This is a genomic window from Mycobacterium kyorinense (assembly GCF_002101735.1).
Classification (GTDB): domain Bacteria; phylum Actinomycetota; class Actinomycetes; order Mycobacteriales; family Mycobacteriaceae; genus Mycobacterium; species Mycobacterium kyorinense.
Genome location: NZ_LQPE01000172.1, coordinates 1 through 14,403, shown reverse-complemented (window position 1 = coordinate 14,403; position 14,403 = coordinate 1). Strand labels below are relative to the sequence as shown.

The 14,403-nt window shown below is 69.1% G+C and carries 12 protein-coding genes; 8 read left to right on the top strand and 4 right to left on the bottom strand.

The genetic code is table 11. The features are described from left to right. Positions 1–2 precede the first annotated feature (2 nt). The 3 genes from AWC14_RS25965 to lysX form a co-directional block, all read right to left on the bottom strand. Positions 3–425 carry a DUF6653 family protein gene (locus AWC14_RS25965; RefSeq protein WP_045383212.1) on the bottom strand — a complete coding sequence of 141 codons (423 nt, stop codon included), beginning with the start codon at positions 423–425 and terminating at the stop codon, positions 3–5. A gap of 9 nt (positions 426–434) precedes the next feature. Beyond that, on the bottom strand, positions 435–1,859 hold the full coding sequence (locus AWC14_RS25960; RefSeq protein ID WP_142281847.1) for an alpha/beta hydrolase: 1,425 nt from the start codon (positions 1,857–1,859) through the stop codon (positions 435–437). 61 nt (positions 1,860–1,920) lie between these two features. Then, positions 1,921–5,223, bottom strand: coding sequence for a bifunctional lysylphosphatidylglycerol synthetase/lysine--tRNA ligase LysX (gene lysX / locus AWC14_RS25955; RefSeq protein WP_045383210.1), 3,303 nt, complete (start codon positions 5,221–5,223; stop codon positions 1,921–1,923). Between the two features lie 354 nt (positions 5,224–5,577). Between lysX and infC the strand changes: the two genes are divergently transcribed. Genes infC through AWC14_RS25935 form a run of 4 tightly spaced genes read left to right on the top strand, consistent with a single transcriptional unit; the run spans position 5,578 to position 7,591 of the window. Continuing rightward, positions 5,578–6,168, top strand: coding sequence for a translation initiation factor IF-3 (gene infC, locus AWC14_RS25950; RefSeq protein WP_139799606.1), 591 nt, complete (start codon positions 5,578–5,580; stop codon positions 6,166–6,168). A gap of 29 nt (positions 6,169–6,197) precedes the next feature. Then, a complete protein-coding gene (gene rpmI / locus AWC14_RS25945) occupies positions 6,198–6,392 on the top strand; it encodes a 50S ribosomal protein L35 (RefSeq protein WP_045383206.1) in 195 nt (64 codons plus the stop codon). 32 nt (positions 6,393–6,424) lie between these two features. Continuing rightward, positions 6,425–6,814 carry a 50S ribosomal protein L20 gene (gene rplT / locus AWC14_RS25940; RefSeq protein WP_045383204.1) on the top strand — a complete coding sequence of 130 codons (390 nt, stop codon included), beginning with the start codon at positions 6,425–6,427 and terminating at the stop codon, positions 6,812–6,814. Between the two features lie 6 nt (positions 6,815–6,820). Continuing rightward, positions 6,821–7,591 carry a TrmH family RNA methyltransferase gene (locus AWC14_RS25935; RefSeq protein ID WP_045383201.1) on the top strand — a complete coding sequence of 257 codons (771 nt, stop codon included), beginning with the start codon at positions 6,821–6,823 and terminating at the stop codon, positions 7,589–7,591. Positions 7,592–7,663: 72 nt separating this feature from the next. Here AWC14_RS25935 and AWC14_RS25930 read toward each other — a convergent pair whose 3' ends face one another. After that, positions 7,664–8,713, bottom strand: coding sequence for an oxygenase MpaB family protein (locus AWC14_RS25930; protein WP_045383324.1), 1,050 nt, complete (start codon positions 8,711–8,713; stop codon positions 7,664–7,666). A 218-nt stretch (positions 8,714–8,931) separates the two neighbouring features. On the opposite strand from AWC14_RS25930, the gene AWC14_RS25925 reads away from it, so the two are divergent. The 4 genes from AWC14_RS25925 (at position 8,932) to pheT (ending at position 14,296) form a co-directional block, all read left to right on the top strand. After that, a complete protein-coding gene (locus tag AWC14_RS25925) occupies positions 8,932–9,855 on the top strand; it encodes an adenylate/guanylate cyclase domain-containing protein (RefSeq protein ID WP_081968276.1) in 924 nt (307 codons plus the stop codon). A 9-nt stretch (positions 9,856–9,864) separates the two neighbouring features. Beyond that, complete coding sequence (locus AWC14_RS25920; RefSeq protein WP_045383319.1) at positions 9,865–10,665, top strand: rhomboid-like protein; 801 nt, start codon at positions 9,865–9,867, stop codon at positions 10,663–10,665. A gap of 95 nt (positions 10,666–10,760) precedes the next feature. Then, a complete protein-coding gene (gene pheS / locus AWC14_RS25915; RefSeq protein WP_045383198.1) occupies positions 10,761–11,813 on the top strand; it encodes a phenylalanine--tRNA ligase subunit alpha in 1,053 nt (350 codons plus the stop codon). Further along, a complete protein-coding gene (gene pheT / locus AWC14_RS25910) occupies positions 11,813–14,296 on the top strand; it encodes a phenylalanine--tRNA ligase subunit beta (protein ID WP_045383196.1) in 2,484 nt (827 codons plus the stop codon). Before pheS ends, pheT begins: the two co-directional genes overlap by 1 nt. The last annotated feature ends 107 nt before the right edge of the window (positions 14,297–14,403 follow it).

Sequence of the window (14,403 nt, the reverse complement as noted above, 5' to 3'; positions counted from 1 at the left end):
GGTTACACGGTACCCGCGCGGTCCAGGTAGCGGGTCATCTGCTGCCAGTACACCAGCGTCATCGCCATCTGCACCGCGGTGGCGACGGCGGCCAGGGCGAGCTGACGTCGGCGTGCCGCCGCCAGCGCGAGGACGGCAGCGACGGACGTCACGGCGCTGACCGCGGCGGCGGAGTCCTTGGGCCGGTTGGTAATCCACGCTTCTTCGCCGAGCATCGCGCGGGTGGCCCAATTGTCGTGGTCGGCGGGCTTGCCGAAGGCAACCGGGTTGATCGCCAGCCACAGAGCGATTACCGCCGCGTGGCTCCACCGTCGCGTCCACACCGGCACCAGCACCAGCGGGGTACTGGCCCAGCGCGTCCACGCACTCCACGGATTGCAGTGCCGCGCGAATATCGCGCGGCGAACGCGTGCAATCGCCGGCATCGGGCGGGGTTACCTGTTCGCGGGCAGCGGAGTGGGCTCCGCCTGCAACGCAATCCGCGGCACCTCGGGCGTGCCCAGCTGGCCGGCCAGCCAAGGCAGCGCCGCGGTGAACACCCGACCGGCGAACGGCCAGTCGTGTTTGCCCGGCTGGGCGATCACTGCGCAGTCGATGCCGTGGGCCAGCCCGAGCGTGCACAGCGATTCGGCGGCCGCCGCGGTGCTATTGGGATTGGCGGACCGGTCGTCCACCGCGGTGGCGCCGGTACCTGCCACCGTGACCGCTCGATGCGGTGTGGAGTTGACCGCGAACCAACCCGAAACCCCGGTGTAGCGGCCGTGTTTGGTGATCACCTGAGTCGGGTCGAATGCCGCCCAGGCCGCCGCATCCCCGCCGAACAGCCGCGCGATTGTCTGCGCCTTGGTTCCCGAGTTGGGGCCCAGATCGCCGGCGATGTCGACGAACGCGCTGAACATGTCGGGGTGCATCACGGTCAGGTCCACCGCGCAGGTGCCGCCCATCGACCAGCCCACGATACCCCATTTCGAGCGGTCAGGGCTGGCGCCGAAACGAGAAACCATGAACGGCACAACGTCTTTGGTCAAGTGATCGGCGGCATTACCCCGGGCGCCGTTGACGCATTCGGTGTCGTTGTTGAACGCGCCGCCTGAGTCCACGAACACCAGCACCGGCGCGTTGCCGCCGTGCGCGGCGGCGAAGTCGTCGACGGTCTTTACCGCGTTGCCGGCGCGCAGCCAGTCGGCGGGGGTGTTGAACTCGCCGCCGATCATCATCACCGTCGGCAGCGCCGGCCGCGGATCGGCGAACCATGCCGGCGGCAGATACACCAGCTCGCCGCGGTGCTTGAAGTGCGACGCGTCGGCGGGGATCGTTACCGGCACCACGCTGCCGCGCGGCGGCTGGGCGCCCTTGGCGGCCATCGCCGTAACGGCCGCCGCGTCGGTCTGATCGGGCAACGGACCGGCGGTGAGCTGGTTCCACGCCGTCTGCACTGTCGGGAAATAGCCGACCCAGCCGTTGAGCGCCAGCGCCGAACTCAGCAGGCACAGCGGCACCGCCGTCACCGATGCGACGCGATGCCACCAGCGTGCGCTTCGCCAGCCCAGCGTCAGCACCGCGCCGGCCGCGCCGGTCAGCGCGATCCACATCCACAGCGTGTGCGGCGCAGGCTCGCCGGCCAGACCGTCGTCGGCGATGTACCAGTACGCCCAGCACGTCACCGCGACACCCACGGCGGCGGCCACCGGCAGCCACACCAGCCGCCAGCGACGCGACCGCCACCCGACGGCCAACACCAGCGCGACCGCGGCGGCGGCCTGCACCGCGAGCGGAACCCAGCCGTGCATCAACGAGGTGTGATGACCCACCAACAGTGGAGCGGCGACGGTCGTCGTCGAAGGCGTCACAGAAACCATTGTGACTCATCCTGACCGGCGTTTCTGATTGCTAGCTGTGAAACGCGGCCGGTACACGCGGTTAACGCGGCTTTGCCAGTGGGAAGGGCAGCGTCTCGCGGATGCTGCGGCCCGTGATGAGCATGACGACGCGGTCCACACCCATGCCCAGCCCGCCGGTCGGCGGCATCGCGTATTCCATCGCCTGCAGGAAGTCCTCGTCGAGCTCCATGGCTTCCGGGTCGCCGCCGGCGGCCAGCAGGGACTGCTCTTGCAAGCGGCGCCGCTGCTCCACCGGGTCGGTCAACTCGCTGTAGGCGGTGCCCAGCTCGATGCCCCAGGCCACCAGGTCCCAGCGTTCGGCGACACCGGCCTTGTGGCGGTGCGGTCGGGTCAACGGCGACACCGAGGTCGGAAAGTCGGTGTAGAAAGTCGGTCGGCCGGTTTTCGCCTCGACCAGGTGCTCGTAGAGCTCCAGCACCACCGCGCCGGCATCCCACCGGGGCAGGTAGGGGATTCCGGCGGCGTCGGACAGCTTGCGCAGCTTGGCCAGTTCGGTGCCGGTGTCGACGTGCTCGCCGAGCGCCTCGGACACCGCCTCGTGCACCGTCTTGACCGGCCACTCGCCGGAGATGTCGACCGCTTCCAGGCCGCCGTCGGACCGCGGCCGCATCACCACCGGCGAACCGTTGGCGGCTTCGGCGGCGGCCTGGATCAGCTCACGGCAACCGTCCACCCACGTCAGGTAGTCGGCGTGCGCCTGGTAGGCCTCCAGCAGGGTGAACTCCGGGTTGTGGCTGAAGTCGACGCCCTCGTTACGAAACGCGCGGCCCAGTTCGAAGACTCGCTCCACACCGCCGACACACAGCCGCTTCAGGTACAGCTCCGGCGCAATCCGCAGGTACAGATCCAGGTCGTAGGTGTTGATGTGGGTGACGAACGGGCGGGCGGTGGCGCCGCCGTGGACCTGCTGCAGGATCGGTGTTTCGACTTCGAGAAAACCCTTGGCGGTCAACGTCTCCCGGATCGCCCGTAGTACTTTGCTGCGGGCCGTTATCAGCTCGCGGGAGTCCGCGTTGATCGCCAGGTCGACGTAGCGGCTGCGCACCCGCGCCTCCGGGTCGGCCAGGCCGGTCCACTTGTTGGGCAGGGGACGCAGACACTTTCCGGTCAATCGCCAGCGCAGCACGATCAGCGACCGGGTCCCGGTCTTGGAGAATCCCATCTGTCCGGTCACCTCGATCAGGTCGCCGAGGTCGATCGCTTTGGTGAAGTCCGCGGCGCGGCCTTGCTCGAGGACCGAGTTGTCAAGCAGCAGCTGCATTTCGGCCGACCAGTCCCGCAACACCGCGAACAGCACGCCGCCGAAGTCGCGGATCCGCAGCACCCGTCCGGACACCGACACCGTGGTCTGGTCCTCGACGTCCAACGCCTGGGCGATCGTATGGGTGGGCGGATGCCCCACCGGGTAGGCGTCAATACCGCTGTCCTGCAACTTCTTCAGCTTGGCAAGGCGGACTCGCATCTGTTCGGGCAGTCGCCGACGGGGTGTGTCGACGTCCGGCGGCTCGACCTTGCGCAGGCTGGAAACGTCCGGGGTCGAGCCGTCGTGGTGCAGCAGCCCGGTCTCCACCAAAACCGGGGGCACGGACGGGTGGTGGCCGGTGTGCTGCTCGTTGCGCCGCGAAAACGGCAGCACCAGGAAGCCTTCGGCGATCACCGAAGCCACCCCGACCCGCGGAATCAGCCGGGCGTCTTCGTAGCAGGCGTAGCGGGGTAGCCACTCGGGTTGGTACTTCATGTTCGAGCGGTACAGCGTCTCCAACTGCCACCAGCGCGAGAAGAACACCAGCAGGCCGCGCCACAACCGTGCCACCGGACCGGCGCCGAGCTGAGCGCCCTGCTCGAACGCCGAGCGGAACATCGCGAAATTCAGTGAAATACGGCTGATGCCAAGGTGTTCGGCGTTCAATGCGAGTTCGCTGACCATCAGTTCGATGGTGCCGTTCGGCGACTGGGGGGAACGCCGCATCAAATCGAGCGAAACCCCGTTCTGTCCCCACGGCACCAGCGACAGCATCGCCACCACCCGGTTGTCCTGGCCCAGCGCCTCGACCAGCAGGCAGTCACCGTCGGCGGGGTCGCCGAGCCGACCCAGCGCCATCGAGAAGCCGCGCTCGGTTTCGGTGTCCCGCCAGGCGTCCGCGCACTTGATCAGCGCTGCCATCTCGTCGGTGGAGATGTCGCGGTGCCGGCGGATGCGCACCGCCAGCCCCGCCCGGCGCGCCCGGGTCACCGCTTGGCGCACGCCGCGCATGTCGGGGCCGGACAGTTTGAAGTCGGCGGTGTGCAGGATCGCCTCGTCGCCCAGCTCCAGGGCGTTGAGGCCGGCCTCCCGAAATGCTTTGGCCGCTTGGGAACTGGCGCCCATGACGCCGGGTGCCCAGCCGTAGGTCTGGCACAGTTGCAGCCACGCGTCGATGACTTGGGGCCACGCCCGCGGGTCACCCACCGGGTCGCCGCTGGCCAGGCAGACGCCGACCTCGACCCGGTAGGTGATCGCCGCGCGGCCATTGGGCGCGAAGATCACCGACTTGTCCCGGCGGGTCGCGAAGTAGCCCAGCGAATCGTTCTTTCCCCAGAACTCGAGCAGCCCGCGGATGGCCGACTCGTCTTCTCCCGTCAGCGCGTTCTCTGCGCGCTGGGACCGGAAGAGCACGATCGCCGCCACGATGAGCGCCAGACCGCCGAACAACCCGAACAGGTCGTTGAGAAAGATGTGGGGCCTTCCCGTGAACGAACCCTGACCGGCCAGCGCGAATCCGACGACGCGGTCGACCACGTAGAACAACCGGTCGTCGCGTTTGAGCGATCCGGGAAACAGTTCGACCAGACCCCAGGCCAGCGCAATCCCGACCGCCCACCCGGCGAGCAGTGTCGCCGCCGCCTTGACCAGCGCGCCGCGGCGCACCTTGGCCCAAAACTCCCGGTAGGCCAATACCAGCAGGACGATCGCGGCCAGGTGCACGGCAAGGCCGATGTTCTCCCCGACGGTCTCCACCACGGTCTTGTCCGGCGTCGTCAGGTCGCCGATGTTCCACCCGGCGGCGAGCACCAGGTTGAGCACCAACAGCCACCACGCGATTCGTTTGCGTGCGGTCAGCGCGGCGGCCAGCAGCGCCAGCACGAACGACCAGGAGAAGCTGGTGTCGGGGAAGTTGAACAGGTAGTCGTTGATGAACTCGCGGGGCGCCCGGATGATCCACCGCACCAACGGCGACACGCTGGCCAGCAGCGACAGGGTCGAGATGACGCCGACGGTCCAGCCGGCGGCGGCGGGTACCCAGTGATAGCGCGACGTTGGCCGACTCGTGGTGAGTGTCACAGACCGCGAGGATATTCGCTGACCCGGGGATCGCCTGTGCAGCAAGCCGCGCATGTCGGGTTGAGGCATCGGCACTGCTAGACTGGGCGTCGCGACCGTCCCGGCGAATGCCAGGGACAGCAAGTGGAGTCCCACTCCCACCGTTGGCCAGACAAGGCGCAACGGTCCGGTCACCGGCACCTTAGGGTGCCGGTTCTGCGGCTAACGCAGGCGGCTCGGCCTACGACGGGCCGCGACCGGTCGGCACTGGGCCCTGCTTACGCAGGGCTTTTTTGCTGATGGCGTGGTATTTCCGCCCGCTGGATCTCCGACACGGGTCGGCCGCGACCGCCAACAACGAACCCAGGAGGCCCCATCAGCACTGAGACCCGCGTCAACGAACGCATCCGCGTACCTGAAGTCCGCTTGATCGGCCCGGGAGGGGAGCAGGTAGGCATCGTGCGTATCGAAGATGCACTCCGCGTCGCCGCGGACGCCGACCTCGACCTTGTCGAAGTTGCCCCGAATGCCAGGCCACCGGTCTGCAAGATCATGGACTACGGCAAGTTCAAATACGAGGCGGCGCAGAAGGCGCGCGAGTCTCGCAAAAACCAGCAGCAGACCGTCGTCAAGGAACAAAAGCTGCGACCCAAGATCGACGACCACGACTACGAGACCAAGAAGGGTCACGTGATCCGCTTCCTGGAGGCGGGGTCGAAGGTCAAGGTGACCATCATGTTCCGCGGACGCGAGCAGTCACGGCCCGAGTTGGGCTATCGACTGCTGCAGCGCCTGGGCGCCGACGTCGCCGACTACGGATTCGTCGAGACGTCAGCCAAGCAGGACGGACGCAACATGACGATGGTGCTGGCACCGCACCGCGGCGCGAAGACTCGCGCCCGGGCGGCGCAACAGGCCGGCAGCCCCACGCCCGCGCCGGCACACAACGGCGACACCGAAACGTAAACACCAGAAGACAGCAGAACTGAGGACACATGCCCAAGGCCAAGACCCACAGCGGGGCCTCGAAGCGATTCCGGCGCACCGGAACCGGAAAGATCGTGCGCCAGAAGGCGAATCGCAGGCACTTGCTGGAGCACAAGCCGACCACGCGCACCCGCCGGCTGGAGGGGCGCACCGCGGTGTCAGCCAACGACACCAAGCGCGTCAACAAGATGCTGAACGGCTGACCGGCACCACCACCCGACGATAGGAACATCCCATGGCACGCGTGAAGCGGGCAGTCAACGCCCAAAAGAAGCGGCGCACCGTCCTGAAGGCCTCGCGAGGCTATCGCGGCCAGCGCTCTCGGCTCTACCGCAAAGCCAAAGAGCAGCAACTCCATTCACTGAATTACGCATTCCGCGACCGGCGTGCGCGCAAGGGCGAGTTCCGCAAGCTGTGGATCTCGCGGATCAATGCGGCGGCCCGCGCCAACGACATCACCTACAACCGGCTGATCCAGGGCCTCAAGGCCGCCGGTGTCGAGGTGGACCGCAAGAACCTCGCCGAGATCGCGGTCAGCGACCCTGCCGCGTTCACCGCGCTGGTCGACGTCGCCCGTGCCGCGCTGCCCGACGACGTCAACGCTCCCTCTGGAGAAGCCGCCTAACCCGCGGTGCTGACTGAACGCTCGGCCCGGGTGGTCGCAGCGGTCAAGCTGCACCGACACGTCGCCCGGCGCCGGGCCGGGCGGTTTCTGGTGGAAGGCGCCCACCTTGTCGAAGCGGCGTCCCGACGCGGGCTGGTCCGGGATTTGTTCGTCACCGAATCGGCGGCGCAGCGGTACGGCGGCCTGCTCGAGGGCCAGCACGCCCCGGTGCACCTGGTGACTGACCGCGCGGCAAAGGCGTTGTCCGACACGGTGACTCCGGCCGGCCTGGTCGCGGTGTGTGAGATGCCGAACCCCAGCCTCCACGACGTGCTGGCCGATGCGCCCCGGCTGATCGCCGTCGCGGTCGACATCAGCGAACCCGGCAACGCGGGCACCTTGATCCGTATCGCCGACGCGATGGGTGCCGCGGCGGTGGTCCTGGCCGGGCACAGCGTCGACCCCTACAACGGCAAGTGCCTGCGTGCCTCCGCCGGAAGCATTTTCGCGGTTCCCGTCGTCGTGGCGCCGGATGTCGGCGCTGCCGTGGCCGCGCTGCAGGGCGCGGGCCTGCAGGTGCTGGCCACCACGCTCGACGGTGAGCTGGTTCTGGACGACGCTGATCTCACCAAGGCGACGGCGTGGCTGTTCGGCGCGGAATCCCATGGCTTGCCGGCGCAGGTGGCCGGGCACGCCGATCACCGGGTGCGCATCCCGATGTCCGGGGGCGCGCAAAGCCTCAATGTGGCTGCGGCCGCAGCGATTTGCCTCTACCAAAGCGCACGGGCGCTGCTGTAGCTTGGCGAGCAGACGTAAAATCGCCTATTTTGCAACTAAATTGGGCGATTTTGTGTCTGCTCGCGCTCCCACTCAAGCGGCTTTGCCTCGGCCTCGCGCGGGTCGCAGACCGGCCAGCGAGAAGGTGGTGTGCACCAACGATCCGGCACGCTCGAATATCGTTCGCCGGGGCGGAAAATAGTGCATCGGCAAGCCGCGTCGGTCACGCGGCGGGGCCATGAATCGCGGCGCCTCAACCAGTGGGGCGTCGGGGGGAATCCGTCCCTCGGCGCGGCGGTAGGCGGCCAGCGCGCGCGGATGCAGCCGGATCTCGTCGGGAACAGCCAGGAATGCCAGTTCGACGGCTTTGCCGAACAATCGCAACAAGATTTCGTCGCCCGGTGTCCAGCGCATCCCCGCCTTTTCGCGGACCGGCGGGTCGAACAGCCCGGCCGCGATCCAGCGCTGCCCGGCCGACAGTGGCTTGAACAACTGGTCCCACAGCGGCGTGGGCATCAGCACGAACTTCGGCTTGGGGATCCGGATGTTGAAGATGTCGAGAGTGGCCTGATTGATCTCCAGCTCCTCGCGACACACCCGATCCCAGTATTCCTGAAACTCCTCCCACGACTTGGGCACCGGCCGCATGCTCATGCCGTACATCCGGTACCACTGCACATGCTCGTCGAACAACTGGCGCTTCTCGGCCTCGGTCAACCCGCCGCAGAAGTACTCGGCCACCTTGATCACCAGCATGAAGAATGTTGCGTGCGCCCAGTAGAAGGTTTCCGGGTTCAGCGCGTGGTAGCGGCGGCCCGCGGCGTCGACGCCTTTGATCGTGTGGTGGTACTGCTTGATCTGCTCCCCGGTGTGCGCGGCCCGGTCACCGTCGTAGACGACACCCATGATCGGGTAGACCGAGCGGGCCACCCGCTGCAGCGGTTCGCGCAGCAGGATCGAGTGCTCCTCGACGCCGGCGCCCAGCTCCGGATACATGTTCTGGATCGCGCCGATCCAGACGCCCATCATTCCGGTGCGCAGGTCGCCGAAATACTTCCAGGTGAGCGAATCCGGCCCGAGCGGCTCGGCCCCGGCAGGCTTGCGTGCCGCGGCTGCGACGGGCCGGGGTTCGGCGGACGGCATCGACGTCGTTGTCATCACGGCCTCCCGGGTCCAGATGACTCCACGATAAGGCTGACAACGTATGTTGTCTATGATTTCGGCGGTGCGCCGCGGGCGGTGTTATCGAGCGTCGGCCCCGCCGATGCGCGCGTGTGATCAGGCAATTCGTCGCCCGTGGTGGCGCACGCCACCACGTCGGTCGTTGCCCGCTGCTCACGGCAGCACCTACCCTGGGTCACGTGGAACTCGGGCCCCCTCCGGAGTCCGGCGAGCCCGAGCAAACGGCGACCGCGCCGGCACCGTCTGTAGCCAAGAAGCGTTCCCCCGTGTCGATCCGCGGGGCGGCGGAGTGGCTGCGCGAGCGCAACCAGAACCCGGGCGTCGTCGACCTGGTTCGGCGGGCGCGGCGCGTCCTGCCCGGGGATCCCGACTTCGGCGACCCGCTGTCCACCGCCGGCGACGGAGGACCGCGCGCCGCCGCCCGAGCCGCGGATCGCCTTCTCGACCGCGACGGCGCGTCTCGCCAGTTCGGTCTCGGCGCGCTTCAGGTATGGCAGGCATTGACCGAGGCGGTGTCCCGGCGCCCGGCCAATCCCGAGGTGACGATCGTCTTCACCGACCTGGTGGGGTTCTCGTCCTGGTCCCTGCAGGCCGGTGACGACGCGACGCTGACCCTGTTGCGGCGGGTGGCCCGGGCCGTGGAACCGCCGCTGCTCGATGCCGGCGGCCACATCGTCAAGCGGATGGGCGACGGCATCATGGCCGTGTTCGCCGATCCCTTGGTCGCGGTGGGCGCCGTTTGCGCCGCTCAGCGCGCGGTGAAGGCCCTCGAGGTGGACGGCTATCGGCCACGCATGCGCGTCGGCATCCACACCGGGCGGCCCCAGCGGCTGGCCTCCGACTGGCTCGGAGTCGACGTCAACATCGCGGCACGCGTGATGGAACGCGCCACCCGGGGCGGCATCATGGTCTCCGGCACCACCCTCGACCAGCTGGCCCAGGCCGATCTCGACGAGCTGGGCGTGGTCGCCAAGCGGGTGCACCGGCCGATGTTCGGCGCCAAAACCCCCGGGGTTCCGCCGGATTTGGCCATCTACCGACTAAAAACTGCCAGGGATTTGTCAGGTGCCGACGACGCATCCGACGACGATCCGCAGGCATAGTAGATGCCGATGATTTTCGACATACTGTCCCGGCTTGCCCGGGTGCGGCTCACGGTCGGTTACGCAGCAGCCCTGGCAGCGGTCAGCATCACCCTCCTGATTCTCGGTCCACAGGTACAGCAGCAGGTCATCCGCAACGCCAGCACGAACGTGCACAACCTGGCGCACGGACACCTGGGCACGCTGTTCGGCAGCGCATTCGTCACCGACGCCGGTCCCATCTATGTGTGGCTGCCCGGTCTGGTGTGCCTGCTCGCGCTGGCCGAACTGATCTGGCACAGCGGACGAACCGCCGTGGTGTTCGTCACCGGGCACATCGGCGCCACGCTTCTGGTCGCCGCCGGCCTGACCGCGGCGATCGAGCTGGGCTGGCTGCCGTTGTCGATCGCCCGCGCCAGCGATGTCGGCATGAGTTACGGCGCCGTCGCGGTGCTCGGCGCGCTGACCGCCGCCGTCCCGTCGCGATGGCGTCCGGTGTGGGTCGGCTGGTGGGTTCCGGCCGGTGTCGCGGCCGCGGCCGTCGGCGCGGAGTTCACCGACGCCGGCCACGCCGTCGCGCTGGTGCTGGGCATGCTCGTCGCCACCCGGTTCGGGCGACCGGCTCCCTCTGCGTGGACGCCGGTGCGCTATGCGCTGCTGAGCGTGGCGGCGGCGTTCGGGTTTTTGCTGCTGGCCCATACCGTGTGGTCGGCGACCGCCGGTGTGGGCGTCGGCGCGCTGGGCGCACTCGTTGCCGACGGCATTGTCCGGTACCGCCGGATGCGCCGGCCGCTGCGTGCCCCCGCCCTGCAGCCGGCGCTCAACGCCTGACCCTTCCGCCGCGCCGCGGTCCCCGCGAGTCGATCACCTATGATCATCCCTTGCGTCACACCCCGTGTCGTAGCCATTTAAAGGAGTGTCGCCGCGTGGGTGACCACCCCCCTGAGCAGCGGGCCTTGTCGCCGGAAGCGTTGACTGAAGCGGTCGACGCGGCCCGGCAGGCCTTTGCCGCCGCGACCGATCTCGACGCGCTGGCACGCGCCAAAACCGAGCACCTCGGTGACCGTTCTCCGCTGGCAGTGGCCCGCCAAGCGCTGGCCGGCCTGCCCAAGCCCGACCGCGCGGACGCCGGGCGGCGCGTCAACGCCGCCCGCGGCGACGCCCAGCGCAGCTACGACGAGCGACTCGCCGCCCTGCGCGCCGAACGGGACGCGGCCGTGCTCGTCGCCGAGGCCATCGACGTGACGCTGCCGTCAACCCGGCAGCCGACCGGCGCGCGCCACCCGATCACGATCCTGGCCGAGCGCATCGCCGACAGCTTCATCGCGATGGGCTGGGAACTGGCCGACGGGCCGGAGGTCGAGAGCGAGCAGTTCAACTTCGACGCGTTGAACTTTCCCGCCGATCACCCGGCCCGCAGCGAACAGGACACCTTCTACATCGCGCCCGAGGGCTCGCGGCAGCTGCTGCGCACCCACACCTCGCCGGTACAGGTGCGCACGCTGCTCGAACGCGAGCTCCCGGTCTACGTTCTGTCGATCGGCCGCGCGTTCCGCACCGACGAGCTCGACGCCACCCACACTCCGGTCTTCCATCAGGTGGAGGGGCTGGCGGTGGATCGCGGCCTGTCGATGGCGCATCTGCGCGGGACGCTGGACGCGTTTGCCCGTGCCGCGTTCGGGCCGTCGGCACGTACCCGGTTCCGCCCGCACTTCTTCCCGTTCACCGAGCCGTCGGGCGAGGTCGACGTGTGGTTCGAGGGCAAGAAGGGCGGCGCCGGCTGGGTGGAGTGGGGCGGTTGCGGCATGGTGAACCCGAATGTGTTGCGCGCGGCCGGCATTGACGCGGGCGCGTATTCGGGTTTCGCGTTCGGCATGGGCCTGGAACGCACCCTGCAGTTCCGCAACGGAATTCCCGACATGCGTGACATGGTCGAAGGCGACGTGCGGTTCTCGCTGCCGTTCGGTGTGGGGGCCTGATGCGCGTCCCGTACAGCTGGCTGCGAGAAGTCGTCGCGCGCGGCGCCCCGGACTGGGATGTGCCCGCCGACGAGCTCGAACAGACGCTGCTACGCATCGGCCACGAGGTCGAAGAGGTGATCACCCTCGGCCCGGTCGGCGGCCCGCTGACCGTCGGCCGGGTGGCCGAGATCGAGGAGCTCACCGAGTTCAAGAAGCCGATCCGGGCCTGCCTGGTCGACGTCGGAGAAGACAAACCTCGTCAAATCATCTGCGGCGCAACCAATTTCGTGGTCGGCGACCTGGTCGTGGTGGCGCTTCCCGGCGCGGTCCTGCCCGGCGACTTCACCATCACCGCGCGCAAGACCTACGGCCGCACCTCCGACGGAATGATCTGCTCGACCGCCGAACTCGGTTTGGGCGCAGACCATTCCGGCATCCTGGTGCTGCCGCCGGACACCGCTCAGCCGGGAGACGACGGCATCGCGGTGCTCGGGTTCGACGACGTCGTCTTCCACCTGGCGATCACCCCCGACCGCGGCTATTGCATGTCGGTGCGCGGCCTGGCCCGCGAGATCGCCTGCGCCTACGACCTGAACTTCGTAGACCCCGCCGAGGTGTCGCCGCTTCCGGCCGACGGGGAGGCGTGGCCGCTGACCGTGCAGCCCGGCACCGGGGTGCAGCGGTTCGCGCTGCGGCCGGTCACCGGGATCGACCCGGCCGCGGTGTCGCCCTGGTGGCTGCAGCGACGGCTGCTGCTGTCCGGCATCCGGGCGATCTCGCCGGCCGTCGACGCGACCAACTACGTGATGCTCGAACTCGGGCACCCGATGCACGCCCACGACCTCAAACGGATCACCGGCGGGTTCGACGTGCGGTTCGCCCGGCCCGACGAGACCGTGGTCACCCTCGACGACATCGAGCGTCGGCTCAACCCGGCCGATGTGCTGATCGTCGACGAGGTCGCGACCGCGGCGATCGGCGGCGTGATGGGCTCGGGCAGCACCGAGATGCGCGACGACTCCACCGACGTGCTGCTCGAGGCCGCGGTGTGGGATCCCGCCGCGGTATCGCGCACCCAGCGGCGGCTGCACCTGCCCAGCGAGGCCGCTCGCCGCTATGAGCGCGCGGTCGACCCGGCGATCTCGGTCGCCGCGCTGGACCGCTGCGCGGTGCTGCTGGCCGAGATCGCCGGCGGCACAGTGTCTCCGACGCTCACCGATTGGCGCGGCGACCCGCCCCGCGACGACTGGTCGCTGCCGCCCATCCGGATCGCCCCCGACCTGCCGGACCGCACGGCCGGGGTTCGATACCCGGACGGCACCACCGCGCGACGGCTGACCCAGATCGGCGCGGCGGTGATCGGCGACGACATTTTGACCGTCACGCCGCCGAGTTGGCGTCCCGACCTGCTGCAGCCCGCCGATCTGGTCGAGGAGGTGCTGCGGCTGGAGGGACTCGACATCATCCCGTCGGTGCTGCCGCCGGCGCCGGCGGGCCGGGGACTGACCGCTGCGCAGCAGCGCCGACGCGCCGTCGGCAAGTCGCTGGCGCTGTCCGGCTACGTCGAAATCCTCACCTCACCGTTCCTGCCCGCCGGCGTGTTCGACGCCTGGGGACTTCCCGCCGACGACCCACGCCGCAACACCACTCAGGTGCTCAACCCGCTGGAGGCCGACCGCCCGCACCTGGCCACCACGTTGCTGCCCGGCCTGTTGGAAGCCTTGGCGCGCAACGTCTCTCGCGGCCTCGTCGACGCGGCGCTCTATTCGATTGCGCAGGTGGTTCAGCCGACCGAGCAGACCCGCGCCGTCGAGCTCATCCCCGTCGACCGCCGTCCCACCGACGACGAGATCGCGCTCTTGGACGCGTCGCTGCCGCGTCAGCCTCAGCACGTCGCCGCGGTTTTGGCCGGCCTGCGGGAACCGCGCGGCCCCTGGGGCCCCGGCCGGCCCGTGGAAGCCGCCGACGCGTTCGAAGCGGTTCGGATCGTCGCCCGCGCCAGTGGGGTCGAGGTCGCGTTGCGAGCCGCCCGGTACCTGCCGTGGCATCCGGGCCGCTGCGCCGAGGTCCTCGTCGGCGATACCGTCATCGGGCATGCCGGCCAGCTGCACCCGGCGGTGATCGAGCGGTCCGGCCTGCCGAAAGGCACCTGCGCGATGGAGTTGAACCTCGACGCGGTGCCGATCACCGAGACGCTGCCGGCGCCGCGGGTCTCGCCGTTCCCGGCGGTGTTCCAGGACGTCAGCCTGGTAGTGGACGCCGATGTGCCGGCCCAGGCGGTGATGGACGCGGTCCGCGACGGCGCCGGGGAGCTGCTGGAGGACATCCGGCTGTTCGACGTCTACACGGGCCCGCAGCTCGGGGAGCGCCGCAAGTCGCTGACGTTCGCGTTGCGGTTCCGGGCACTGGATCGCACGCTGACCGAAGACGAGGCCAGCGCGGCCCGCGACGAGGCGGTGCGATGTGCCGCCGAGCGGGTGGGCGCGGTGCTGCGGGCTTGACTCTTCTTCCCACGAGCCCTCTGACCCTTCCCGGGGGCCGCCTCGCAGGCGTGAAAATGGGGTCGGGTCGCCCGCCACGCCGGTCACTCTATGGGACTTTGGAACCC